Here is a 24732-nt window from a genome sequence, read left to right as displayed (position 1 = left end):
ACTATGAATCTGGCAGGTGATTCTTTTGAACAAAAATAGAATGAAATCTTTAAAAGAAGACTACAAGCATTTTGCTTTTACATTGCTTGCAGTCAGCACTTTTTTATATATAGGCGCAGTTCTCCCTGATCAAGGTTTAACATTAGGCCAGAAATCGACGATGTTTTTAGCGGATTGCGTATTTTTAGCCGGTGCCTTCTTTTGCGCTGACCGTTCACTTATTTACAAGAAGCGTTTGGAAGAAGCCGACGAATAAAAAAACAGCCATCATCAGCGATGGCTGTTTTTCTGTTATTGTTCTCGAAGTTCTTTTCCCATGCCTTTTAAAAACTGAAGGCCGAAGCCGACGGCTCTGTTGATATCAGGATCGTTCATTGCTTTTAACAGGTCGAGAATCCCGACTTTCTTGTCTTCTTTTAAAAAGCTTTGTGCCTGTTCAGTCCCAGCCATTACGCTTTCTAAAAGCTTTGCTGTAAACTCAGGATCGGCTTTTGTCAATGCGCCTCCGGCGGCCATCATCGTGTTGATGAGGTTGGTGACAGGCTCGCGGGAAACTTGGCCAAGCGCAATCTTGGCAATGTCTTCCTTCGCTCTGAGCATGCTTGTTGCCGCATCAAAAATTCCAAGATCATTGAGTTCATTCATTAACGTCATCGTTTTAGAGACGGCGTCCTCATTTTCCGCCAGCAGCTCTTTCAGTTCTTCTATTTTTTCAAGCTTCATTTGCTCAGCTGTTTTTGTTTCTTTTTTGATCGTCGTAATCGGAGTGGCCATTCGTTTTCCTCCTATCGTTTAATCAGTCAGATGTACATAGCCAGGGCGGTTCCATTTTCTTTCTGCTTCGACTCCGTTTTGCGGATGCCGTTTTTTGTTGCGCGGATTTGTTTTTGGAAGCGGCGCTGTTTCACAGCCGCCAAGCACTTCCATGCGGACCTTTGTCTGTTTATAAGCAGGCGTGTTCGTCCGTTTATCAGCTGCAGGGCCCGTCAAGAAGTTAATCGCTGACTCCTTGTCTGTCGAGTTCATTGGCAGATAGAGTTCATTTTTCCGTACCCGGTCTGTGATCAGCGCGTTCAATTTGACTGCTCCGAACGGAGAAACGAGCCGTACAAGCGAACCGTCACAAACACCTCGCTCTTGTGCAAGCTCAGGTGAGATCTCAACGAATACATTCGGCACTTTCGCTTGGATGCCTTTCGATTTATTTGTCATGTTTCCTTCGTGGAAATGCTCCAGCATACGGCCGTTATTGATATGAAGGTCATATTCCTCCGGAAATGCCGCTGGCTCGGTCCAATCAGAAAGGGCAAAGCGGGCTTTTTTGTCAGGGAAATTAAATCCGTCTTCATACAGAAGCGGTGTGCTTTCACCTGTGAAGCTGCCCCATAGGAAGCTGTTCCAGCCTTCTAGCACCTCATAGCTTGCTTTGGCAAACAGAGGAGAAAGGCTCGCCATTTCAGAGAAAATGTCACTTGGATGGCTGTAATTCCAATTCGCTCCTAAACGGTTTGCCACCTCTTGAATAATCCACCAGTCCGGTTTTGCGTCACCAAGCGTCGGAAGCGCCTGATACAATCGCTGGACACGGCGTTCTGTGTTGGTAAATGTTCCGTCTTTTTCAAGTGAAGGAGTGGCTGGCAAGACGACATCAGCATATTGAGCTGTTCTTGACAGGAAGATGTCCTGTACCACGAAGAAATCAAGGCTTGATAAAATATCATGCACATGGTTCGCGTTTGAATCGACCAGTGCCATATCCTCACCGACAAGATACATAGCTTTCATTTTTCCTTCTTCAATGGCATGAAGCATTTGAATATTATCTAAACCAGGCTTTCCATCAATCTCGACACCATATGCCTCTTCAAATTTAGCGCGGGCCTTGTCATCTGTAATATGCTGATATCCCGGCAGCCAGCCAGGCAATGTTCCCATATCACATGCGCCTTGCACGTTATTGTGTCCGCGCAGAGGATAAGCGCCGGCACCTGGACGGCGATAGTTGCCCGTAGCGAGAAGCAGGTTTGAAATGGCTGCTGATGTATCAGAACCGCCTGTATTTTGTGTGACACCCATTCCCCAAAGGACACAAGTGCCGTCAGCATCACGAATCATTTCAGCAATTTGAATGATGTTTTCTTTTGAAAGGCCAGTGATGCGTTCTGCATAATCAAGCGTATACGTTTTAAGGGTTTCTTTATAATCTTCAAAGTAATTGACGTTCTCATCAATAAACGCCTGATCGTGCCAGCCTTGGTCGATCATATATTTCGTAACAGCCATCAGCCAAACTTGGTCTGTGCCTTGTTTAGGGCTGATGAACAGATCAGATCGCTCAGCCATCTCATTTTTACGCAGGTCGGCAACAATCAGTTTTTGACCGTGGAGCTTGTGTGCCCGTTTGACGCGTGTTGCGAGCACTGGGTGTCCTTCCGCCGGATTGGCACCGACAATGATGACGAGACCTGCTTTGGCAATATCTTTAATCGTGCCGGCGTCACCGCCCATGCCGACAGTGCGGAACAATCCGTCTGTAGCAGGAGACTGGCAGTAGCGTGAGCAGTTATCGACGTTGTTTGTTTCAAATACCTGACGCGCTAGTTTTTGAATGACGTAGTTTTCTTCATTCGTAATTTTAGAAGAAGAAATAAATCCTACAGAGCCTTTACCGTACTGCTCTTTAATTGATCCTAATCTGCTTGCGACAAGATCGAGGGCTTCTTCCCAAGAAGATTCCACAAAGGCTCCGTTTTTACGGATTAAAGGCTTTGTGATCCGCTCTTTTGAATTGACAAAATCCCAGCCGAATTTCCCTTTGACACATGTGGAAATCGCGTTAACCGGAGCATCAGAAACAGGCTGGATCTTTAAAATATCCCGTCCTTTTGTCCATACTTCAAATGAACACCCGACACCGCAGAACGTACATACAGTTTTCGTTTTTTTCGTTCTCGTTTCACGCATTGCCGCTTCGACTTCAGAAATGGCAAAAATGCTGCCATACCCCGGTTCAACATTTTTCACGAGATCAATCATCGGTTCCATGACGTCCTCTTTAATGCCTGTCATAAAACCAGCCTGCCCGAGCATTGATTTTTCCATCAGTGCATTACATGGACATACTGTGACACACTGACCGCAGCTGACACAGGAAGATTCATTGATCGGAACTCCCTCATCCCAAATGACGCGAGGGCGTTCGCGTTCCCAGTCGATTGAGAGTGTTTCATTTACCTGAAGGTTTTGACAGACCTCAACACACTGGCCGCAGGCAATACATTGGTTTGGATCATAGCGGTAAAAAGGATGAGACATATCAACCGCGCAAGAAGGATCTTCTTTTGGCGTGTATGGGTATTTTTGATGCTCGATCCCCATCATTTCCGCTGTATTATGCAGCGTACAGTTTCCATTGTTGTTATCGCAAACTGTACAATACAGCAAATGATTTTCAAGAAGGCGGTCCATCGCTTCGGTTTGCGCTTCTTTCACTCGATTTCCTGAAAGATCAATAGACATCCCGTTCTCTGCAACCGTCGCGCATGAACGAACCAGCTTGCCGTTTGCCTCTACTATGCAAGTATCACAAGTTTGAATCGGGTCAACCTCTGGTACGTGGCAAATCTGCGGGTACTCAATTCCGTTTTCATTTAAAATATCTAAAATTGTGGCCCCTGCTCGTGCTTGAATTTCTGTTCCGTCTACACGGACACTGATCGACTTAACGTCCATCATATTCATATTCCCCTCCATCTTTCTTTCAAGAAGTCAAAAAAAGCCATGTATAGATACACCTGCCCTTAATTCTAAGAAGGTGTAAACACACATGGCGGAATAGTTCACTAGCAAGTCTTACTAACAGACCAATCCTTGATTTTTATAAAACGATAGACTCATAACAAGATCCTATTACAAATCCATCAACACTGCTTTTATTATAATGTGATATTTATTATAATACAATATGGCAGGAAAATTTTAACCAAGTGAAATGTCCTGAGGGGAACCGGGAAAAGCCTTTATAAGGCAATATCGGAAGGGGTAATCAGCATGTCTAAAAAAATTCATGAATTCAATGATATCATTCGAAAACTTCGCAAAGAATTGTTCGGAAAAGGGCCTGAGAGAATTCATACTGTATTTGTAGAAAACATGGCAGTTTCAACACTATACGGAAATCTGAGTGCAAGCGAGCAGTTTATCGCCCGCACGCCTGAAGGAAGAGAGATGGTACATGCGGCCCGGACAAGCCTAATTCAAGACCTTTATTCCAAACAAACACCGGAAGGAATGGAGGAACTCATGGGAGCTAAGCTAGTCCATTTGTTTTCTGATATTAAAATTGAGGAAAACATCGCTGTATCTGTATTTGTTTTTGACCGAAAAATAGATGAGCAAAAAGAAGTTCTGCAAAGCTAGTATATTTGTCATTGACACAAATTTGTCACATTTGATATGATGTTGCTACAGTTATAGAAGGCTAAAGCAATGGAATGTATGCACGAACTGTATATATTCTCTTTCAATATCTTCATACTGCTTGATATTGTTGTATGGGTATGCATACAAGTTAGGCAGCATTCAAACGCCTGGTTTGACACAGGTTATTTGAGTGCTGCCTTTTTTATTGCCTTTCTTGCATAACTGTGAGAAAAGAAGAAGTAATGGAGGCGTTTTATTATGGCTTTTCGAAAACCGGATGAAATAGCGGAAGCAGCAATTGAAGCAGGGATGAAAAAAATAAAGCTCCCGCTGCCGTCACTGCTCGTGCTGGGGTTTTTAGGCGGTGCATTTATCGCGCTTGGGTATTTGCTTGATATCAGGGTAATCGGCGATCTTCCGAAAGAATGGGGGAGCCTGTCCAGTTTGATTGGTGCAGCAGTATTTCCAGTCGGCCTGATCCTTGTCGTACTCGCTGGCGCTGAACTGATCACAGGCAATATGATGTCAGTTGCAATGGCGTTATTTTCGAGAAAAATATCAGTAAAAGAGTTAGCGATTAACTGGGGAATCGTCACAATTATGAACTTAATCGGCGCATTGTTTGTTGCGTACTTTTTCGGGCATTTGGTTGGATTGACTGAAACAGGTCCTTATTTAGAAAAAACGATTGCCGTTGCCCAAGGAAAGCTTGATATGAGCTTTGGCAAGGTTCTCATTTCCGCCATCGGCTGTAACTGGCTTGTATGTCTTGCAGTGTGGCTTTCTTTCGGCGCCCAAGACGCAGCAGGAAAAATCCTTGGCATCTGGTTCCCAATCATGGCTTTTGTGGCTATCGGATTTCAGCACGTTGTCGCCAACATGTTTGTGATTCCTGCTGCCATTTTTGCAGGCTCATTCACGTGGGGGCAGTTCATCGGAAACATCATTCCGGCTTTTATCGGTAATGTCATCGGCGGAGCTGTATTTGTCGGTCTCATTTATTTTATTGCATATCATAAGAAAGACCGCTCCAGAAAAGAAATGAAGCAGGTGTCATGACCAACGGGCAAATCCATTCGATGATTTGCACAATTTCCGTCCATTTTTAGAAAAAGATGTTTACAAAATGGAATTTGGTGGATATACTTACAAAGTAAGAAAAAAAGCAAAGGAGGCTGAACCAAAATGACAATGAGACAACGACGTCAACCTGTACGTGATACACATGTAAAAGTTCATGGTTTATTCAGCCTGTGGAAGAGTTCGTGTCCTTCCTTAACCGATGCTTATCGCACGCATTAAATTCGGAATAGTCGGACATACGCAACTCCCCGCAGGCAGTAGAGGCATTGGTGTCTTCTTTTGTCTGCGGTTTTTATTTGCCCGCGGCAGAAGGGGTGTGCCGCGGGTTATTTCGCTTGATGCGGACTTTGAAAGGGGGTGAGCGATATGACGATTAACCTATTCTTTTTAACGTTAACGATAAAAAAACGGTTTAAAAGCCTGGAAGAATTCGAACGAGAACAGCAGATTGAGCAGATTTATGATGAAATGAAAGAGTCTCAGTTAAAGCATCTTTATTTAACAAACTGGCGCTAAAAGCAACGAAAAAAACTGAAGGGGGAATGGCATATGCTTAGAATGGAATTATTGATGCATTATACAATGGAGAAGGACCAAGTTTAGCGATATGACTGTCAAGAAAATGCCTGCCTGCATACAATAAATCAACGTTACTGTGAGGCAGGTGATGGCATGATGAACGATTATCAAAAAAGGCTGCCGTCGATTGGCCATGGTTATGCGTCCATGCCGCATTCCTTCAAACATGGTTATGGAAATCCATTCCGACAGCAGAGGCTGATGGCAATGCAGCAGCAAAGGCTGTATGTATTCCCTTATCATTGGCATTAGAAAGAGGGCAGAAAACATTTTGTTTTCTGCTTTTTTTGCGGAAAAAAATGAAAAAGTTTAGTTCTATTGAAACATTTTTCAATACATTGCCGTCTAGTTGGTACCTTCCTTCACTTTTAGAATGAAGATGATGTTTATTTTTTGAATATAATAAATAAACATAGGAAACCAAAAGCAGGTGTTTAAAATGCTAGAAAATAGACTCTATAAACGATCGGATTTTTGGAAATTATTTTCTCGGAAATATAAGCTAACCAAAACAATTGAGCATATGATGATTGACTCTATAGATATACAAGAAAATGACAGAATTTTAGAAATTGGAATTGGAAACGGCACTGTCTTTAAAAGCATAACCAAGAAACTAAAAAAGGGTAGCCTAAAAAGCATTGATCCTTCAAAACGAAAGGTAAGACAGATATCACGTGCGAATCGAAAGAACATGGGGAACGGGGAGGTTTTTCATGGCTATCCAGAGGACATTCCCTTTGATGACCGTACCTTTAATAAAGTCTTTTCTTTACATACGGTTCAAAGCTGCACCGATATTAGGCTTGCATTAAGAGAAATTTACAGGGTGCTTCAAATTGACGGCCGGTTTTATATCAGTATTGACACAAATACCGGTGAAAAAGAGAAAACGTATATTCAACTGCTGAAAGACCAGCATTTCAGGGATCTTTCTGTTATCAGGCGTGCTTCCTGTCTATGTATTGTGGCTGTTAAATAAAAAATTTCTCGGGAAATATATCCAAGATCCTTGTATTAGGATTTGGGTATATTTTCTTAATTTTTTATTTTTTGCATATACTTTATATTAAAAAAAGTTTTTTTCATATAAACTTATAACAGAAGAAAGAACAAAGAGGTGATATCAGACAGGGCAGACATTCTTTGTGAACAAAAGGAATGAATATTCATTCCGTAAACGAATCGGAGGTTGTCAGATTACATGATATCCGCATCCAGCAGTAAATACGACATGATTATGAAAGCGTCAGTCTCACTTTTTACGGAAAGGGGTTTTGACGCTACCACTATTCCTATGATAGCTGAACGTGCTCATGTAGGGACAGGAACGATCTATCGTTATTTTGACAGCAAAGAAACACTCGTTAACGTACTGTTTCAAGAAAGCATCCAGCGATTTACGGAAAAACTGAAGCAAGACGTTTCAGAATTGCCTGTCAGAGAAGGCTTTCACCACGTATTTTGCTGTCTCGTTCAGTTTACGAAAGAGAGCGACTATGCGCTTTTTTTTCTTGAAACCAAAAAAGACGCTCATTACTTAAATCATACAAGCAAAAAAATGATAGAAAATCTGACTCAAATGCTTGATGACTATTTTAATAAGGGAAAAGCGGAAGGCGTGATTCGCAGCCTGCCCTCTAATGTGTTAATTGCGATTGTATTAGGGGCGTTTCTCAAGATATATCAGCTCGTTCAAACAGGTGATATAGAGATGGACACTGATTTAATTACTGAATTGGAACAATGCTGCTGGGACGCCATTAAGCTTCATTCATCACAAAAATAGGAAAGGGAGATGTTAATGAAACAGGCAAGCGCAATACCTCAGCCCAAAACATACGGACCTTTAAAAAATCTTCCGCATCTTGAAAAAGAACAGCTTTCTCAATCCTTATGGCGGATAGCTGATGAATTGGGGCCGATTTTCCGTTTTGATTTTCCGGGAGTATCCAGTGTTTTTGTATCGGGTCACAATCTTGTGGCTGAAGTGTGTGATGAAAGCCGCTTTGACAAGAACCTTGGCAAAGGCTTGCAAAAGGTGCGCGAATTCGGGGGAGATGGCTTATTTACAAGCTGGACGCACGAACCGAACTGGCAAAAAGCCCACCGCATTTTGCTGCCGAGTTTTAGTCAAAAAGCGATGAAAGGCTATCATTCTATGATGCTGGATATCGCAACCCAGCTGGTTCAAAAATGGAGCCGGTTAAACCCTAATGAAGAAATTGATGTAGCAGACGATATGACACGTCTGACGCTTGATACGATTGGGTTATGCGGATTTAACTATCGATTCAACAGCTTTTACCGTGATTCACAGCATCCGTTTATCACCAGTATGCTCCGTGCCTTAAAAGAGGCGATGAATCAATCAAAAAGACTGGGCCTGCAAGATAAGATGATGGTGAAAACGAAGCTGCAGTTTCAAAAGGATATAGAAGTCATGAACTCCCTGGTTGATAGAATGATAGCGGAGCGAAAGGCGAATCCGGATGATAACATCAAGGATCTCTTGTCTCTCATGCTTTATGCCAAAGATCCAGTAACCGGTGAAACGCTGGATGATGAAAACATAAGGTATCAAATCATCACATTTTTAATTGCTGGACATGAGACAACAAGCGGTTTGCTTTCCTTTGCGATTTATTGTCTGCTTACACATCCGGAAAAACTGAAAAAAGCTCAGGAGGAAGCGGATCGCGTGTTAACGGATGACACGCCTGAATATAAACAAATCCAGCAGCTCAAATACACTCGGATGGTTTTAAATGAAACCCTCAGACTGTATCCAACAGCTCCGGCTTTTTCTCTATATGCGAAGGAGGATACTGTTCTAGGCGGGGAATATCCGATCAGCAAAGGGCAGCCAGTCACTGTTTTAATTCCAAAACTGCACCGGGACCAAAACGCTTGGGGGCCGGATGCGGAAGATTTCCGTCCTGAACGGTTTGAGGATCCTTCAAGTATCCCTCACCATGCGTATAAGCCGTTTGGAAACGGACAGCGCGCTTGTATTGGCATGCAGTTTGCTCTTCAAGAAGCGACAATGGTTCTCGGTCTTGTATTAAAGCATTTTGAATTGATAAACCATACTGGCTACGAACTAAAAATCAAAGAAGCATTAACGATCAAGCCGGATAATTTTAAAATTACTGTGAAACCGCGAAAAACAGCGGCAATCAATGTACAGAGAAAAGAACAGGCAGACATCAAAGCAGAAACAAAGCCAAAAGAAACCAAACCTAAACACGGCACACCTTTACTTGTTCTTTTTGGTTCAAATCTTGGGACAGCTGAGGGAATAGCCGGTGAACTGGCTGCTCAAGGCCGCCAGATGGGCTTTACAGCTGAAACGGCTCCGCTTGATGATTATATCGGCAAGCTCCCTGAAGAAGGGGCAGTCGTCATTGTAACGGCTTCTTATAATGGGGCGCCGCCTGATAATGCTGCCGGCTTTGTAGAGTGGCTGAAAGAGCTTGAGGAAGGCCAATTGAAAGGTGTTTCCTATGCGGTATTCGGCTGCGGGAACCGGAGCTGGGCCAGCACGTATCAGCGGATTCCCCGCCTGATTGATGACATGATGAAAGCAAAGGGGGCATCGCGTTTAACAGCGATTGGGGAAGGTGACGCCGCCGATGATTTTGAAAGCCATCGCGAGTCTTGGGAAAACCACTTCTGGAAGGAAACGATGGACGCATTTGATATTAACGAAATAGCCCAGAAAGAAGACAGGCCTTCATTATCGATTACTTTTCTCAGTGAAGCGACGGAAACGTCGGTTGCTAAAGCATATGGCGCGTTTGAAGGGATTGTGTTTGAGAATCGAGAACTCCAGACAGCTGACAGTACGCGTTCAACCCGCCATATTGAATTGGAAATTCCGGCTGGTAAAACATATAAAGAAGGCGATCATATCGGAATCCTGCCGAAGAACAGCAGGGAGCTTGTTCAGCGGGTTCTCAGCCGATTCGGTTTGCAGTCCAATCATGTGATAAAAGTAAGCGGAAGCGCTCATATGTCTCATCTGCCGATGGATCGGCCGATCAAAGTAGTGGATTTATTGTCGTCCTATGTAGAGCTGCAGGAACCGGCATCAAGGCTTCAGCTTCGGGAGCTGGCCTCTTATACAGTCTGTCCGCCGCATCAAAAAGAGCTGGAACAGCTCGTTTCAGATGCTGGCATTTACAAAGAGCAGGTACTTGCAAAACGTCTTACCATGCTTGATTTTTTAGAGGATTATTCTGCCTGCGAAATGCCGTTTGAACGGTTTTTAGCACTTTTGCCATCACTAAAACCGAGATACTATTCCATTTCAAGCTCACCGAAAGTTCATGCAAATATCGTGAGCATGACGGTAGGAGTTGTGAAAGCCTCAGCATGGAGCGGCCGAGGTGAATACCGGGGTGTTGCCTCTAATTACTTAGCAGAATTGAATACAGGTGATGCAGCAGCCTGCTTCATTCGTACACCGCAGTCCGGATTCCAGATGCCGGATGAGCCTGAAACGCCTATGATTATGGTCGGGCCGGGCACAGGAATTGCGCCATTCAGGGGCTTTATTCAGGCAAGATCGGTTTTGAAGAAGGAAGGAAGCACCCTTGGTGAAGCACTTTTATACTTCGGCTGCCGCCGTCCGGACCATGACGACCTTTACAGAGAAGAGCTGGATCAAGCGGAACAGGAAGGTTTGGTCACAATCCGCCGATGCTACTCGCGCGTCGAAAACGAACCAAAAGAATATGTCCAGCACTTGCTCAAGCAAGATACGCAGAAATTGATGACACTCATTGAAAAAGGGGCTCATATTTACGTATGCGGTGATGGATCACAAATGGCTCCTGATGTAGAGAAAACTTTGCGATTGGCATATGAAGCTGAAAAAGCAGCAAGTCAGGAAGAATCAGCTGTATGGCTGCAAAAGCTGCAAGATCAAAGACGTTATGTGAAAGACGTTTGGACAGGAATGTAAAATATAAAATCCCGCCAATCTGATTGGCGGGATTGCTTTGCATATGAGAAAACCGGCACGATAATGAAATCTACTGAAAAGGATGTTATAGGGAGTATCGCGCCGGCCTTATTATTCATATCGGCATGCAGAGGCAAAAGTTTAGTTCTTTTTACCTTGTTTTTAAAAATAAATAGTCTGAAAGTCTTGTTTTTGATTTTCGACTCAGGCTTTTGGCATTTTGTTCTTTCTTATTCCTTAAGATCAGTCATCTGTTGAAGATTGATGCTTGAATTGCTGTTCCACATGCTTACGGTAATGAAAGTCATGAATCAGCCGAATGGTCGGCCTGATTAACAGCAGCAAACTTCCGATCGCAAACAGCCATATCCCTGCCGACATTAACCGGTCATAAAAAAAGAAAAAACTTCCAACGAGAAACATAGCACCGATGATAAAATCGTTTACTGTATAAAGAACCTTATATCGTTTTTTGAAAAAAAGCTCATATCGTTTCAACTCTTTTTGGATGTCATGTTCTTCATTTCCTTTCATTATCATCCCTCCATTCAATTTTGGCTTACCCTTACGTAAACGGCATGTAAACATAAGGGCTGCCTTGCTGAAAGAAGACATAATCAACGATCAGAAACTAAAGTAAAAAAGTGATCTGTATAGGATCTCTTTTTTACGATTTCATCGCCTGAACAATAAGAGCAGTCAAAGTTTTTGCCCCTTTAGGAACCAAGTGAACACCATCAGGGGTAAAATATTCCGGATGCTGAAGAGCTTCTGTATGCCAGTCAACTAACGTAACATTTTGATGTGCGTGGGCCTGTTGCTGCAAAGATTCATTTACCTTGCTTTCCCATTGGCGGGGAACCCGTGTATTGACAAGATAAATATGAGCTTTTGAGAAAGATTGAAGCAGTTGTTCGATTTGGCTGTTTGTAAAATAGCCATTGGTTCCAAGCTCAATGATGACAGCCTTGTTGGGCTGATTAAAAGACTTGTATTCCCTTGCGAGTTCCAAAGCTTGAGACATTTGTCTCCCTACCTTTCCATCAATCGTCACATTTGAAAATGACTGACGCAGGTGTGAAGAAATATCAAGCATGACGGAATCTCCTATAGCTAAAACTTCTTTCGCAGTGTCTGCTGGTTTTTTCAACTGTTGGGATTGCGTGTCTTTCTTTTTATGAGTCTCTTGCCCACTATCTTTGTTTTCCTTTTGACCCTGATTGGAATCTGTTGTCTTTTGTTCAGGATTGTGTTTTTTATCTGCTGCAGCGTTCTTTTTATCCCCAGAAGCCTGGCTGGTGTCAGCATTTGTTTCTTGTGAGCTATAGGTCCATTTGGTAGGGTGCTTTTGCTCGCCGGCTAGCCCTGACAGCCCGCCTGCAAAAATAAGTATAGCGAAAATAATGAAACCAATTGACATTTTGCTGATGACAGATGTCGTTTTCCATTCCTTGATTCTATGTATAAAAACACGGCGGGAAAATGACCTAAATCCCTGTGTCCGTATCGGCTTCTCAATAAAATGGTAGGAGAGCTCGGCAAGTATACATGTCACAATGACCTTTAGCACGATATGCCAAAAAACAGGGTTTCCGATTTCTTGAACTGGCGTGCTTAACACAATAACAGGGTAGTGCCAAAGATAAATTCCGTAAGACCTCGTTCCAAGCCACCGAAGCGGCCTCCATGAAAGCAGATTGCCTAAAAAGCTGCTCGGATGGCAAACACATGCAATAAGGATTGCGGCAGTCACGCTAATGAATAGCATTCCGCCTCTGTAAAGAAAAGGCTCGTATTCATCTGTGAAATAGACACACAACACTAAAATACAAAATGCCAAAAATTCAGTGGCGTGCAAAGTGTGCTTCAGTTTGCTTGGCAGCCTGTTGGAAGACAGCCTTTTCATCGGCCATACCAAAGCCAAGGCACATCCGATGAGAAGTTCAAACGAACGAGTGTCTGTGCCATAGTAAACGCGGCTCGGATCTCCGCCAGGTTCATACAGTACGCTCATCATCACGGCTGAACAAAGCACAAGCAATGATATCACCGCAGCCAATCTGGCGCGGCTTTTCATTATGTACATTCCAACAACTAAAAACATCGGCCATATGATATAAAATTGTTCTTCAATCGCCAGCGACCAAAGGTTTTTTAGAGGTGATGGGGAACCGAAACTATCAAAATATGATAGCTTGTGAAAAATAAACCACCAATTGCTCATATAAAAGAGAGAAGAGATCGCATCTCCACGTACAGTGTGTAATAGTTCTCGATCAAACAATACGACCCACACAACAGTGGAAAAGATCATAAGGTAAGCCGCTGGCATAAGCCGCCGAATGCGGCGCACCCAAAAATCCCGAAAATCAAGATTGATATCATTTCCATATGCCGGTAATAGAATAGATGTAATCAAATATCCGGATAAAACAAAAAAGATATCAACTCCGATAAAACCACCGTTAGCCCAATTGAAATTTAGGTGATAAGCGATAACTGACAGGACGGCGAAAGCCCGAAGGCCATCAAGTCCAGGAATGTATCGATGATGCTGTGTCTTGTGATACATGGGTATTCCTCCAATAGTATGCAAATATTCTCGTTGTTTTTGGTAGCGAGGTTACGACCTCGAATAGAGAAGAGAGAAAACATCCATAATCTTAGATGGATGTTTTTATTTTATCGAATATAACGTTCTCCCACGAGCAAGTTTGAAATGACGCCGGTTGGAATTGTAAACTCTGTAACGCCCATATAGCCGGGGGCGACTTCATATTCGTCAAATGAGATCACAAGTTTATGGTCTTCAGTAATGTAAAACGTCTGATCAGGAAGAATCGTTTTGAACGGTTCTGCATCTTCGTCAGTGAGCCAATATATTTTATTTGGATCTTCCTTCATTTGCTGTTTCATTTGTTCTTTGATGTTTTGACTGATGACTTTGATATAGCGCTCATCTTTGAATAAGCTTTTTAATGTAAGTAAAATATCATTCTTTTTGTCAATTGTAATATAACGGCTTTGTGTGTAGGAAGATGCTTGTGTTGTTTCAATATTGCGCCGGATAGAGAGTAAATCTGGCGTGTCTGTGACCGTCTCGTAATCACTGTAGATGCTGAGATGCCCTTTTTTGTTTTTGGATGTGGACTGTATAAACTCTTTATACAGCTGCTGGCTTTCTTTCAAGTATTTCTGGTTAATGCTGTTTTCAAGCTCTTTATTAGAAAGCCCGGACAAAGCAGGTGTTTTGACATCAATGCTTGATTGGTCTTTTTCCTCTTTGATTTCAATAAAGGTGATCGCTTTGACGATTTTGCCGATGACAGGGATCTTGGACATAGCCTGAGCGGCGTCCGGGTTGATATTAACAAGCGCAGTGAATAAAATAGCTGCAGCGATTGCTGCTGATGTCGGCCACATGACGATTCTTTTCTTTTTTGGTTCTTGCTGAAGGGCTTTTTCAACAATGATATCCAATTCTTTAGGAATCGGAACATTTTTATATTCTTCTCTTAATTGCTGTAATCTCTTATCCATTAAGAAAGATCCTCCTTCGTCAACTGAATGCGCATCAGCTTCAATGCTCTGTATAGGCGCGTTTTGACGGTATTCGTGTTTTCTCCTGTAATTTCCGCAATTTCTTCTAATTTGAGGTCTTCAAAAAAACGTAAAATAATAACGGTTTTATAGCGGTACGGCAATTCGTCAAGCGCTTCATAGAGATCAGTATCCTTGTAATGGTCTTCCTTTCCTTTGCTTAAAAATTCTATCGTTTCGTCGTCCATCACTCTTATCTTTTTTTGTTTGCGCAAAAAATCAATGGCTGTCCGCACCAAAATTTTATAAAACCAGCTTTTTATCGTCTCAGGGTTTTTGACCGTTTCAACTGAGCTCAGCGCTTTTTTTATCGATTCTTGAACAATATCTAATGCGTCATCTTGATTTTTTACATAACTGAAAGCCAACCGGTAGAAATCTTGCTTATGATCAGTTATGCATGTGACAAGCAACGCTTTTGTTGTTTGTTTTTTCTTCATTGCAATAAAGGGCTCCTTTTTGAATATACGTATATCGTAGGCTGTTACCTAGGATAGACGCGGCAGGCTGAAAAATAGTTTGCGCAGAATCACATTTTTTAAAAGAGAGAAGTAAATCAGCATGGGGATGGGGGGGTTATGCATAAAAAAACAAGGCTTGTTTTGTACAAGCCTTGTTTTTGGGGTAAGAGATGCCAAACATTATTCCAAATAATGTTTTTTGAAATCTGAGTGAATAGAAAATTTACGGCGCAACTGGATGAGATTTTTCCCGAAGCTCTCTTCTAATAGCTCTCTATGCTTTTTCAGAATTTCCATGAGGTACAGATCATGAATGATCACTTCAGTAATAGGCATGACTAAACCTACATGCATCGTCCATGCAGCACGGCTGTCATTGCCAAGTGAGACAATGCCCGCTACTACTTCTGAATCATCTCCGCTATAGACAAGCCACCGTCCGTCATACTCTTCTGTAATTTCACTGCTCATATCATGAAGGTAAACATTGGAAAAATCAGATACGATGTCTCCGTACGCAATAATGGTGACAATAACGCCTTGTTCTGCCGCCTGTTTTAGCTCTGATTCTATCTCCTCAAAATCCTCTTTCCATATTTCTAAGAGGATTCTTTTTTTGGCAGATAAAATACAAGCCTTCACCTTTTCAAGAATTTCACTGCGGCCGGTGATATTCCAGATGTTTTCCCGGTCATTAGCAGTCTGCTCGAACTTTTCAAAATATTTCTCAGCCTGATCAAAATGCTCTTCCGCTTTGAGCCGGCGGTTTTTAATCAGTTCTTTTGCGGGGACTGGAACATACTGAGGTGTATTTCCATGACTGACAAAAACATCTCCCCTTATGACAAGGCTTTCCAAGACTTCATAAATTTTAGAACGGGGCACTCCGGATTTTTTGGCAACGGCATAGCCTGTTAAAGGTGATTCTTGCAATAATGCCAAATACGCTTTCGATTCATATTCTGTAAAATTGAGGTTTTTTAAAATGTCTAACATATTTTCTTTCATATATCCTCCAATATAAAGAGCAATCGCTGCCTTAGTAATCGCTATTTTAACAAACCATATTGATTTATTCCAAATGCATTGATACACTTTTATAAGTAGTTACTTTTGTAGTCACTATATGATTGAGGGGATTTTTAAAGGGGGAGAGAACAATGCACAGCTTACTCGCATACATACCGATCGCTGCCATGATGGTTATCATGCCGGGGGCAGATACGATGCTTGTGATGAAAAATACGCTTAGGTATGGTCCGAAAGCCGGCCGTTATAACATTCTCGGATTGGCGACAGGACTTTCCTTTTGGACGGTGATTGCCATTTTAGGATTATCAGTGGTAATCGCAAAGTCAGTGATTCTTTTCACAACGATCAAATATTTGGGAGCGGCATACTTAATTTATTTAGGTGTAAAAAGCTTTTTTGCTAAAAGTATGTTTTCGTTAGATGACATGCAATCCCAAGCAAAAAATATGGCAAGTTCTCCGAAACGTTATTATAAAACTTCCTTTATGCAAGGATCACTCAGTAACATTCTAAATCCTAAAACTGTTTTAGTGTATGTTACAATCATGCCCCAATTTATCAATTTGAACGGAAATATAAACCAGCAGCTTATCATTTTAGCTTCAATTCTAACCTTATTAGCGGTGTTGTGGTTTCTGTTTCTTGTTTATATTATTGATTACGCAAAAAAATGGATGAAAAACTCGAAGTTCCAGAAAGTGTTTCAAAAAATTACCGGAATAATATTAGTAGGTTTCGGCATCAAAACTGGTTTGAGTTAACACTTAAATGAAGTGAATGAGATTTGAAACCAAAGTTTAATTTAGTGTTTGACACATATAAAAAGACAAGGGAGTGAGTATCCCTTGTCTTTTTTTTATTTCATCTTATGTCCTCTGCGGGTTTGCACCTTATACAAAATAATCAATAAAACAAACCAGACCGGGGTGACAAACAAAGCAATACGTGTATCATTCGCCAGTGCCAATATGACAAGAATGAACGCGAGAAATGCAAGTGTTAAATAGTTGGATAATGGGTAAAAAGGCATTTTGAATTTGTTTGCTTTCGCTTCATGCTGCCTTGTTTTTCGATATTTCAAATGGCAAATCACCGTGATGCCCCAAATAAAAATGAAGCATATTGTAGAAACACTTGTAATCAGTGTAAAGACTTGTTCGGGCATTAAATAATTCAGACTAACGCCAATCAGAATGGCGACGGATGAAAAGAACAGCGCATTGCTTGGCACGTTAGAAGAAGTTAATTTCTTTAATAGTCCAGGTGCGTGATGATCCTTTGCAAGTGAATAGACCATTCGGCTTGTGCTGAATAAAGCGCTATTTGCAGCTGAGGCGGCTGATGTTAATACAACAAAATTGATCAAACTGGCAGCCACAACGATGCCTACTGCAGAGAAGACCTGAACAAATGGGCTTTCGTTTGGATTCAACACATTCCAAGGATAGATACACATAATCACGAAAAGTGCGCCAACATAAAAAAGTAAAATCCGGACAGGGATTTGATTGATGGCTTTAGGGATCACTTTTTGGGGATTTTCTGTTTCACCTGCTGTCAGTCCAACAAGTTCAATACCCACGAAAGCGAAGACGACCATTTGGAACGATAGGATAAACCCATGCCATCCATTTGGGAACATGCCGCCGTGGCTCCAAAGGTTGGTGAGGCTGGCAGGGCCGGAAGCTGCCGAAAAACCTTTCGCAATCAGGAAAATGCCAGTTACGATCAGAGCCAGTATGGCAATGACTTTGATCAATGCAAACCAAAATTCTAATTCTCCGAAAAGTTTAACGGTGGCAAGGTTCATGATCAGCAGGATAATAAGCGCAAGAAGACCCGGCAGCCATTGAGGCACATCGGGAAGCCAATATTGCGTATAAATGCCGACCGCCGTTAAATCAGCCATCGCGAGGGAAATCCAACAGAACCAGTAGGTCCACCCAGTGATAAATGCTGCCATGTTTCCTAAATAGTCCCTTACAAAATCAACAAAAGAGTGGTATCCCGCATTTGATAAGAGCAGTTCTCCGAGCGAACGCATAATGAAAAAGCAAAATACGCCGGTGATCAAGTAAGCAAATAAAATGGATGGTCCTGCAAAATGGATGGATTTACCTGAACCTAAAAATAAACCTGTACCGATTGCACCTCCAATCGCCATTAATTGTATATGCCTGTTTTTAAGGCCTCTAGACAATTTCTGTTGCTGGCCAAAATTGTCTTTGCTAGAATTGCCTATCAATTTTATTTTCCTCCAGTAATAAAAAGATGTGTAAAGTTTTATCGGATATTATAACATTTAAAAGAATAGATACTTTTATTTTTAAATTTTAAAACTATTTTAAGTGCTGTTACATGTCTTGTGGCTCTATTTTCACTCCTGATTCTACCTGAATAGCAGAGTAAAACAGGAAAGTCATTTGGACAATCTGACAGGCTAGTTTTAATCGGTAACGATTTGTATAATTGCATACCCACTATGTTTGAGGCCTACAGGGGGGATCAAATCGAGAGATATCGGAGATAAAGTTTTTAAGCTTACAGATTCCTTAACTTTGCAAAAATGACGAAGTTTTGCAAATTGTAATACTGTGGCGGTCACATAGAGTGCCCGTCTTTTTAGTTGTGAGCGAACTTAAGGGGTTATATTTGGGTAATTTGTCATGATCTATAAGATTCATTTTTTGTCATTGATGATTTTGACATCATTACATTCCCCGAGAATGATAAACTGTTTACTGATTATTACTTTTGAAGGGGACTGGCCCTCGAGAACTGAGCATCTATCATACTAATATGAGATGCAAATGATTCAACATGTAAACATATACGCATAAAAGCCAGTTTTGTCAATCTGCTATAGAGACCTTTTTAAACGTGTATCAGCAGATAATCTCAACGCGGACTATAAAGTTTCGAAATATTCTTGTTAATGGCTTATCTAATAAGGACAAAGGATGATAGACGTGAGAAGAATAGATAAAATATACCATCAGCTCAAGCATAATTTTCATGATTCAACCTTAGATCATCTTTTAAAAATACAAGGGAATTCAGCAAAGGAGATTGCCGAGCAGCTGAAAATGGAGCGGTCCAATGTCAGCTTTGAATTGAACAATCTCGTCCGGTCCAAAAAGGTCATCAAAATTAAAACGTTTCCTGTAAGATACATCCCAGTCGAGATAGCAGAAAAATTATTCAACAAGAAATGGGATACAGAGATGATGGAAGTGAAAGACCTTCAGGCGTTTTCCGGAAATTCAAAGCAAAATCATCAACACATTTCCACGAATCCCCTAGAGCTTATGATAGGGGCAAAAGGGAGTTTGAAGAAAGCGATCTCCCAGGCAAAAGCAGCTGTCTTTTATCCGCCGAACGGTCTGCATATGCTCCTCCTAGGGCCGACTGGTTCCGGTAAATCCCTTTTTGCGAACCGAATTTACCAGTTTGCCATTTACTCTGACATATTGAAGGCCGGCGCACCATTTATTACATTTAACTGTGCAGACTACTACAACAACCCTCAATTATTGCTTTCTCAATTATTCGGACACAAAAAAGGTTCATTTACAGGTGCTGCCGAGGATAAGGCGGGTTTAGTCGAACAGGCCAATGGGGGCATTCTTTTTATGGATGAAATCCACCGTCTCCCTCCCGAGGGACAAGAAATGCTGTTTTATTTTATTGACAGCGGTTCTTATAACAGGCTTGGAGAATCTGAACATAAACGAACATCGAACGTATTGTTTATTTGTGCGACTACAGAAAATCCGAGTTCTGCACTATTGAAAACGTTTTTGCGAAGAATCCCAATGACCATTCATATTCCTTCGCTTGAAGAACGATCGCTTAAAGAAAGAGTGGATCTGACGACGTTTTTATTAGGGAAAGAAGCAGAGCGAATTAAGAAGAATCTGAGTGTGCATATCGATGTCTATAATGCGCTTATTCACTCTGCGAAATTTGGGAATGTCGGACAGCTGAAATCAAATGTCCAGTTAGTTTGCGCACACGGATTTTTGCATAACCTTGACAGAAATGAAGTTATTGAACTGACTGTTCGCGATCTGCCTGATGAAATCAAGCAAGAATGGATGTCCAGCAGCAAAAACATGCAAAGAAGCAAAGCCATTTCTGAATATGTCAATATTACAACGATTATCTCTCCGATTGTAGAAGATGAAACAACAAAAATTGACGAAGACCTCTCATTTAACTTATATCATTTGATTGAGGAAAAAGTGAAAACGCTTATGAAAGAAGGTTTATCCAAAAAGGATATTAACCAATACATCTTGACTGATGTCCATTTGCATGTCAGAAGTTTTTTTCATCATCAAGCTTTTCAAAAAGACAGCCTGCTGACATTCGTTGAAGATGACGTGATTCAAATGACAAAACAGTTAAAAGAAATAGCTGAACATGAGCTGGATTGCACATTTGACCGCAAGTTTATTTATTTCTTGAGTATGCATATTGACGCATTTTTAAAGCGAGGAAAGCAAATTGATGTTTTAAATACACAGGAGACGGATGAAATTCGTGATACCCATGTGAAAGAATATCGGGTGGCGATGATTTTTAAAGATAAAATTCAGGAATATTTTAAAGTGGCTATTCCTGAAATAGAAGTCATCTACTTAACGATGTTAATCCATTCCATCAAATCGTTAAAGGAGAACAAAAGAGTCGGTATCATCGTGGCTGCTCATGGAAACAGCACGGCGAGTTCAATGGTTGAAGTCGCGACAGAACTGCTAGGGAGCACGCCGATTGCAGCAGTCGATATGCCGCTTTCTGTTTCACCTTCGGACATTCTTGAATGCGTAGCAGAAAAAATGAAACAGGTTGATGAAGGTGAAGGTGTTTTAATGCTGGTAGACATGGGGTCGCTTGCAATGCTGGAAAGCAGGCTGGAGGAAAAGACAGGCATTTCCATTAAAACGATCAGCAATGTTACGACTTCAATGGTGCTGGATGCTGTCAGAAAGGTCAACTATTTGAATTTAAATTTGCATGCGATCTATCAATCGGTCACGAAGGATTTTATCGAGTTGTGGGAGCGTCAGCCAGCGGCATCCGGCAAAAAGAAGGCATTGGTATCCATCTGCACGACGGGTAGCGGAACGGCCAAAAAGCTGGAAGACATTCTAACCACGATCGTAAACAAGGCCTCCGATACCCCGATTCACATATTGACCGTATCATCGATTAAGCTGGCCAACAGCATAAAAGAAATCGAAAAAGAGTATGAAATCCTTGCGACAGTCGGAACGAAAGACCCTAAAATCAATGCTCCGCATGTATCTTTAGAAGTGTTAATTGAAGGGGAGGGAGAGAAGCTGATTCAACAGGCGATTACAAAAGGAAGCATCCCCTTGAGCAATGGATTGAACGAAGCAAATATTATTGTCAGGGAGCTTTGCGAGGATAGCCTGAAAAAATACCTTGTGTTCTTGAATCCTCATCATGTGATCGAAATGTTATTGGAGTGGCTGCAAACCGTTCAAGATGAGCTGGGGGTCATTTTCAATAATGCGGTTTTGATCAAAGTCATTATGCACACGGCTTTCGCCTTTGAAAGGGTAATTAAGCAGAATCCGATCGCTTTCTCAGAGGAAGAAGAGATCAATGATCAGCTGAAGGAAATGGTGTACGTGACAGAGCGAACATTAGCCCCTTATGAAGAAAAGCTCGGACTTCGCATAAGTGATGATGAAAAATTATTTATAGCCGCCATATTTGCTGAAGAAGTGCATGGCCAGCTGTTTTAAAAACAGTTTTTTCATATGAACCTGTATTAAATGGAACACCATTTTAATACAGGTTTATTTTTTTCGTTTTAAGTGTTTCAACAACAAATTGCTATTGGCTGAAATAACAATGAAAACGCTTAACCCACCTGTGTTGGCACGATCCTTGCATTATATTTGGATGTACAAAACAGGAAAGGAGCAATAGATATGATTTCAGTTATTATCAGCGGTCATGGAGATTTTCCCATAGCATTAAAAGAGTCTTCAGGGATGATATTCGGTGAAGAAAATAACCTGATTGCAGTGCCGTTTTTTAAAGGGGAAGGAATACAAACGCTGCAAGAAAAATATCATCAGGCGCTCAAGGATATCCCGGAAGAACATGAAGTGCTTTTTTTAGTCGATATTTTTGGAGGGACGCCATATAACGCGGCAGCTTCCTTTATTGCTGAGGATCAAAGAATGGATATGGCAGCCGGCGTAAACCTGCCGATTCTGCTGGAGGTATTAAGCCAGAGAGAACATCTGGCTCTCAAAGATTTGCTGAACAACTTAAAAGCAATGAGTCAGCAAAGCTTTCAAGTGTGCAGTGAACATTTAGAAAAAGTAAAAACAGCCAATCAAGATACAAGAGAGGATGAATTATGATGAACATTGTGTTAGCAAGAATTGATGACCGCTTTATTCACGGCCAAATCCTGACAAGGTGGATAAAAGTCCATGCAGCCGACCGAATCATCGTTGTCTCCGACGATATTGCTCAGGACGAAATGAGAAAAACGCTGATCCTTTCTGTTGCGCCTTCAAATGTAAAGGCGAGTGCCGTCTCGGTTTCTAAAATGGCAAAAGCATTTCATAGTCCGCGCTACGAAGGGGTAACGGCAATGCTCTTGTTTGAAAATCCGTCTGATATTGTATCTCTTATAGAAGCAGGTGTACCGATCAAAACCGTAAACGTCGGGGGAATGCGTTTTGAAAATCATCGCAGGCAAATCACAAAATCAGTCAGTGTCACAGAACAAGATATAAAGGCATTTGAAACATTAAGTGACAAGGGCGTGAAACTGGAATTGAGGCAGCTGCCTTCAGATGCCAGTGAGGATTTTGTACAGATTTTACGGAACGTAACAAAATAATCAAGGGGATGAGAATATGTCTTCATTACAAATTATTTTGTTGTTAATCATTGCAGCAATCACCGGAATCGCAAGTGTATTGGATGAAGGGCAGACACACCGGCCGCTAGTGGCCTGTACGTTGGTTGGCTTGGTGCTCGGGGACTTAAAAACGGGAATTATTCTTGGAGGCACACTGGAGCTGATGGCGCTCGGCTGGATGAACGTCGGGCTTGCCATGGCACCTGATACAGCGATCGCCTCTGTCATCTCAACCATTTTAGTTATTACCGCTGATCAAGGAATTGGTGAAGGGATTGCTGTCGCTGTTGCTTTAGCAGCTGCGGGTCAGGCGCTGACGATTTTTGTTCGGACGATCACTGTCTTTTTCATCCACCGCGCTGATCAATATGCAAAAGCAGGAAATATAAAAGGAATTGAAATTATGCATATTACCGCGATGGTGTTTCAAGCTTTGCGCGTCATGATTCCTACATTGATTGTTGCTTTAATTAGTGTCAGCGCTGTTCAGGCGTTCCTGGGAAATATTCCTGATGTCATTACAAAAGGACTGCAAATAGGCGGAGGCATTATTGTGGTTGTCGGGTATGCCATGGTGATCAATATGATGAATATTCCTTATTTAAAGCCATTTTTCTATATTGGTTTCTTATTAGCGGCGTTTACCGATTTTAACTTAGTGGGATTTGGAGCCCTTGGTCTCTGTCTGGCGCTTTTATACCAGCAGGTGATGCAAAAACAAAGCGCTCACGGAGCAGTCGCGGCCGCATCAGACAGTGGCAGTGTTGCTGTTTATGATGACGATGATGATGATCTTGATGCCTAAACGATGAGGGGGGAAGAAAAGATGGAGAAAGAAAAACGATTAACGAAGAAAGAAATTTTCAGCATGTTTATTCGTTCAAATTTTTTACTCGGTTCCTTTAACTTCGAACGTGTGCAGGCAATGGGATATTGTTATGTCATGATACCGGCGATCAAAAAATTGTACGGTCCCGGAGCGAAAAGAAACGAAGCCTTGCAGCGGCATTTGGAATGGTTTAATACACATCCGTGGCTGACAGCGCCTATATTTGGTGTGACGGCAGCCATGGAAGAAGAAATGGCGAACAATAAAGGAATTGACGGAAAAGCGATAAGCGGAATGAAAATTGGTTTGATGGGACCAATAGCGGGCGTAGGCGACCCAATTTTCTGGGGAACGATTCGTCCTGTCTTAGCTGCGCTAGGAGCCTCCCTTGCTTTAGGAGGAAACATTGCCGGCCCTTTGCTATTCTTTTTCTTGCTGAATGCCATAAGATTAAGCACAAAATATTACGGATTAAAGTATGGCTATGTGAAAGGAATGGAGATTCTTCAGGATTTAGCGGGGAATCGCATTCAAAAGCTTACAGAGGGCGCTTCGATTCTCGGGTTATTTGTTATGGGGGCTCTCGTGTCCAAATGGACCACCATCAACATTCCAATCGTTGTATCCAGGATTAAGGATGAAAGCGGAAAAGTAGATGTTCAAACTGTACAAAACGTGTTAGACAGCATTATGCCGGGTGCGCTGCCTCTCGGATTAACGTTATTGGTGGCATGGATGCTTCGCAAAGGGGTGAATCCACTTCTCATTATTTGCGGCATCTTTGTCATCGGGATTCTCGGGTATTGGGCTGGATTCTTAGCATAAGGTGTGTGAAGGAAAG

Annotated in this window: 22 protein-coding genes and 1 pseudogene; 14 read left to right on the top strand and 9 right to left on the bottom strand. The window is 41.8% G+C overall.

The window, feature by feature from the left end; all coding sequences use genetic code 11:
- The first annotated feature begins 25 nt into the window (after positions 1-25).
- Positions 26-256, top strand: a complete 231-nt coding sequence (locus NSU05_RS13550) for a YrhC family protein (RefSeq protein ID WP_003237358.1) — start codon at positions 26-28, stop codon at positions 254-256.
- A 35-nt stretch (positions 257-291) separates the two neighbouring features.
- On the opposite strand, the gene NSU05_RS13545 is transcribed toward NSU05_RS13550, so the two are convergent.
- Both NSU05_RS13545 and fdhF read right to left on the bottom strand, forming a co-directional pair.
- On the bottom strand, positions 292-774 hold the full coding sequence (locus tag NSU05_RS13545; protein ID WP_029727145.1) for a DUF1641 domain-containing protein: 483 nt from the start codon (positions 772-774) through the stop codon (positions 292-294).
- 18 nt (positions 775-792) lie between these two features.
- Positions 793-3735 carry a formate dehydrogenase subunit alpha gene (fdhF, locus tag NSU05_RS13540; RefSeq protein ID WP_010886582.1) on the bottom strand — a complete coding sequence of 981 codons (2943 nt, stop codon included), beginning with the start codon at positions 3733-3735 and terminating at the stop codon, positions 793-795.
- 315 nt (positions 3736-4050) lie between these two features.
- Here fdhF and NSU05_RS13535 point away from each other — a divergent pair, with 315 nt between their 5' ends.
- The 7 genes from NSU05_RS13535 to cypB all read left to right on the top strand — a co-directional run bounded on the left by NSU05_RS13535 (position 4051) and on the right by cypB (position 11053).
- Entirely contained in the window at positions 4051-4419 is a 369-nt protein-coding gene (locus NSU05_RS13535) for a DUF2294 domain-containing protein (RefSeq protein WP_003229814.1), read from the top strand.
- 261 nt (positions 4420-4680) lie between these two features.
- Complete coding sequence (locus NSU05_RS13530; RefSeq protein ID WP_003229815.1) at positions 4681-5481, top strand: formate/nitrite transporter family protein; 801 nt, start codon at positions 4681-4683, stop codon at positions 5479-5481.
- Between the two features lie 390 nt (positions 5482-5871).
- On the top strand, positions 5872-6021 hold the full coding sequence (locus NSU05_RS13525; protein WP_004399102.1) for a YrzI family small protein: 150 nt from the start codon (positions 5872-5874) through the stop codon (positions 6019-6021).
- A 156-nt stretch (positions 6022-6177) separates the two neighbouring features.
- Positions 6178-6336 (top strand): hypothetical protein, encoded by a 159-nt coding sequence (locus NSU05_RS13520; RefSeq protein WP_003229817.1) that lies wholly within the window; start codon positions 6178-6180, stop codon positions 6334-6336.
- Between the two features lie 187 nt (positions 6337-6523).
- Positions 6524-7066, top strand: a complete 543-nt coding sequence (locus tag NSU05_RS13515) for a class I SAM-dependent methyltransferase (protein ID WP_004398716.1) — start codon at positions 6524-6526, stop codon at positions 7064-7066.
- Positions 7067-7288: 222 nt separating this feature from the next.
- Complete coding sequence (fatR, locus tag NSU05_RS13510) at positions 7289-7873, top strand: transcriptional regulator FatR (protein ID WP_009967878.1); 585 nt, start codon at positions 7289-7291, stop codon at positions 7871-7873.
- A gap of 15 nt (positions 7874-7888) precedes the next feature.
- Positions 7889-11053 carry a bifunctional cytochrome P450/NADPH--P450 reductase CypB gene (cypB, locus tag NSU05_RS13505; protein WP_038429384.1) on the top strand — a complete coding sequence of 1055 codons (3165 nt, stop codon included), beginning with the start codon at positions 7889-7891 and terminating at the stop codon, positions 11051-11053.
- A 243-nt stretch (positions 11054-11296) separates the two neighbouring features.
- Here cypB and NSU05_RS13500 read toward each other — a convergent pair whose 3' ends face one another.
- The 5 genes from NSU05_RS13500 to NSU05_RS13480 form a co-directional block, all read right to left on the bottom strand.
- The gene (locus tag NSU05_RS13500) at positions 11297-11587 is read right to left on the bottom strand and encodes a YrhK family protein (protein ID WP_004398584.1); all 291 of its coding nucleotides are present in this window, start codon (positions 11585-11587) and stop codon (positions 11297-11299) included.
- A 133-nt stretch (positions 11588-11720) separates the two neighbouring features.
- On the bottom strand, positions 11721-13625 hold the full coding sequence (gene oatA / locus NSU05_RS13495; RefSeq protein ID WP_038429383.1) for a peptidoglycan O-acetyltransferase OatA: 1905 nt from the start codon (positions 13623-13625) through the stop codon (positions 11721-11723).
- A 110-nt stretch (positions 13626-13735) separates the two neighbouring features.
- Positions 13736-14593, bottom strand: a complete 858-nt coding sequence (gene rsiV / locus NSU05_RS13490; protein ID WP_038429382.1) for an anti-sigma-V factor RsiV — start codon at positions 14591-14593, stop codon at positions 13736-13738.
- Positions 14593-15093 (bottom strand): RNA polymerase sigma factor SigV, encoded by a 501-nt coding sequence (gene sigV / locus NSU05_RS13485; protein WP_038429381.1) that lies wholly within the window; start codon positions 15091-15093, stop codon positions 14593-14595. Before sigV ends, rsiV begins: the two co-directional genes overlap by 1 nt.
- 201 nt (positions 15094-15294) lie before the next feature.
- Positions 15295-16122 (bottom strand): TrmB family transcriptional regulator, encoded by an 828-nt coding sequence (locus NSU05_RS13480; protein WP_029727150.1) that lies wholly within the window; start codon positions 16120-16122, stop codon positions 15295-15297.
- Between the two features lie 152 nt (positions 16123-16274).
- Between NSU05_RS13480 and NSU05_RS13475 the strand changes: the two genes are divergently transcribed.
- Positions 16275-16907, top strand: a complete 633-nt coding sequence (locus NSU05_RS13475) for a LysE family transporter (protein ID WP_014477480.1) — start codon at positions 16275-16277, stop codon at positions 16905-16907.
- A gap of 95 nt (positions 16908-17002) precedes the next feature.
- Here the strand turns inward: NSU05_RS13475 and NSU05_RS13470 are convergent, their stop codons facing one another.
- Both NSU05_RS13470 and NSU05_RS13465 read right to left on the bottom strand, forming a co-directional pair.
- On the bottom strand, positions 17003-18391 hold the full coding sequence (locus NSU05_RS13470; protein ID WP_015483487.1) for an amino acid permease: 1389 nt from the start codon (positions 18389-18391) through the stop codon (positions 17003-17005).
- A gap of 38 nt (positions 18392-18429) precedes the next feature.
- Positions 18430-18569: pseudogene (locus tag NSU05_RS13465) on the bottom strand (hypothetical protein).
- Positions 18570-19115: 546 nt separating this feature from the next.
- Here NSU05_RS13465 and levR point away from each other — a divergent pair.
- The 5 genes from levR (at position 19116) to levG (ending at position 24716) form a co-directional block, all read left to right on the top strand.
- On the top strand, positions 19116-21923 hold the full coding sequence (gene levR / locus NSU05_RS13460; protein WP_131227694.1) for a transcriptional regulator LevR: 2808 nt from the start codon (positions 19116-19118) through the stop codon (positions 21921-21923).
- Positions 21924-22112: 189 nt separating this feature from the next.
- Entirely contained in the window at positions 22113-22553 is a 441-nt protein-coding gene (gene levD, locus NSU05_RS13455; RefSeq protein ID WP_014480391.1) for a PTS fructose transporter subunit IIA, read from the top strand.
- Entirely contained in the window at positions 22553-23041 is a 489-nt protein-coding gene (gene levE, locus NSU05_RS13450) for a PTS fructose transporter subunit IIB (RefSeq protein ID WP_004399158.1), read from the top strand. The genes levD and levE overlap by 1 nt, the downstream gene beginning before the upstream one ends.
- Before the next feature lie 16 nt (positions 23042-23057).
- Positions 23058-23867 (top strand): PTS fructose transporter subunit IIC, encoded by an 810-nt coding sequence (gene levF / locus NSU05_RS13445; protein ID WP_003229833.1) that lies wholly within the window; start codon positions 23058-23060, stop codon positions 23865-23867.
- Between the two features lie 21 nt (positions 23868-23888).
- Complete coding sequence (levG, locus tag NSU05_RS13440) at positions 23889-24716, top strand: PTS fructose transporter subunit IID (RefSeq protein WP_003229834.1); 828 nt, start codon at positions 23889-23891, stop codon at positions 24714-24716.
- Positions 24717-24732: the final 16 nt, after the last annotated feature.

Origin of the sequence: Bacillus sp. EU52 (assembly GCF_037964975.1) — a bacterium.
Lineage (GTDB): Bacteria > Bacillota > Bacilli > Bacillales > Bacillaceae > Bacillus > Bacillus subtilis.
This window is presented reverse-complemented; position numbering and strand designations above follow the sequence as displayed.

Coding starts and splice junctions, on each gene's coding strand:
- rsiV (WP_038429382.1), bottom strand. CDS start 14,593: ATGGATAAGAGATTACAGCAATTAAGAGAAGAATATAAAAATGTTCCG.
- NSU05_RS13480 (WP_029727150.1), bottom strand. CDS start 16,122: ATGAAAGAAAATATGTTAGACATTTTAAAAAACCTCAATTTTACAGAA.
- NSU05_RS13500 (WP_004398584.1), bottom strand. CDS start 11,587: ATGAAAGGAAATGAAGAACATGACATCCAAAAAGAGTTGAAACGATAT.
- NSU05_RS13520 (WP_003229817.1), top strand. CDS start 6,178: ATGATGAACGATTATCAAAAAAGGCTGCCGTCGATTGGCCATGGTTAT.
- NSU05_RS13545 (WP_029727145.1), bottom strand. CDS start 774: ATGGCCACTCCGATTACGACGATCAAAAAAGAAACAAAAACAGCTGAG.
- levD (WP_014480391.1), top strand. CDS start 22,113: ATGATTTCAGTTATTATCAGCGGTCATGGAGATTTTCCCATAGCATTA.
- levE (WP_004399158.1), top strand. CDS start 22,553: ATGAACATTGTGTTAGCAAGAATTGATGACCGCTTTATTCACGGCCAA.
- NSU05_RS13515 (WP_004398716.1), top strand. CDS start 6,524: ATGCTAGAAAATAGACTCTATAAACGATCGGATTTTTGGAAATTATTT.
- levG (WP_003229834.1), top strand. CDS start 23,889: ATGGAGAAAGAAAAACGATTAACGAAGAAAGAAATTTTCAGCATGTTT.
- NSU05_RS13535 (WP_003229814.1), top strand. CDS start 4,051: ATGTCTAAAAAAATTCATGAATTCAATGATATCATTCGAAAACTTCGC.
- levF (WP_003229833.1), top strand. CDS start 23,058: ATGTCTTCATTACAAATTATTTTGTTGTTAATCATTGCAGCAATCACC.
- NSU05_RS13475 (WP_014477480.1), top strand. CDS start 16,275: ATGCACAGCTTACTCGCATACATACCGATCGCTGCCATGATGGTTATC.
- fatR (WP_009967878.1), top strand. CDS start 7,289: ATGATATCCGCATCCAGCAGTAAATACGACATGATTATGAAAGCGTCA.
- sigV (WP_038429381.1), bottom strand. CDS start 15,093: ATGAAGAAAAAACAAACAACAAAAGCGTTGCTTGTCACATGCATAACT.
- fdhF (WP_010886582.1), bottom strand. CDS start 3,735: ATGATGGACGTTAAGTCGATCAGTGTCCGTGTAGACGGAACAGAAATT.
- NSU05_RS13530 (WP_003229815.1), top strand. CDS start 4,681: ATGGCTTTTCGAAAACCGGATGAAATAGCGGAAGCAGCAATTGAAGCA.
- oatA (WP_038429383.1), bottom strand. CDS start 13,625: ATGTATCACAAGACACAGCATCATCGATACATTCCTGGACTTGATGGC.
- NSU05_RS13525 (WP_004399102.1), top strand. CDS start 5,872: ATGACGATTAACCTATTCTTTTTAACGTTAACGATAAAAAAACGGTTT.
- cypB (WP_038429384.1), top strand. CDS start 7,889: ATGAAACAGGCAAGCGCAATACCTCAGCCCAAAACATACGGACCTTTA.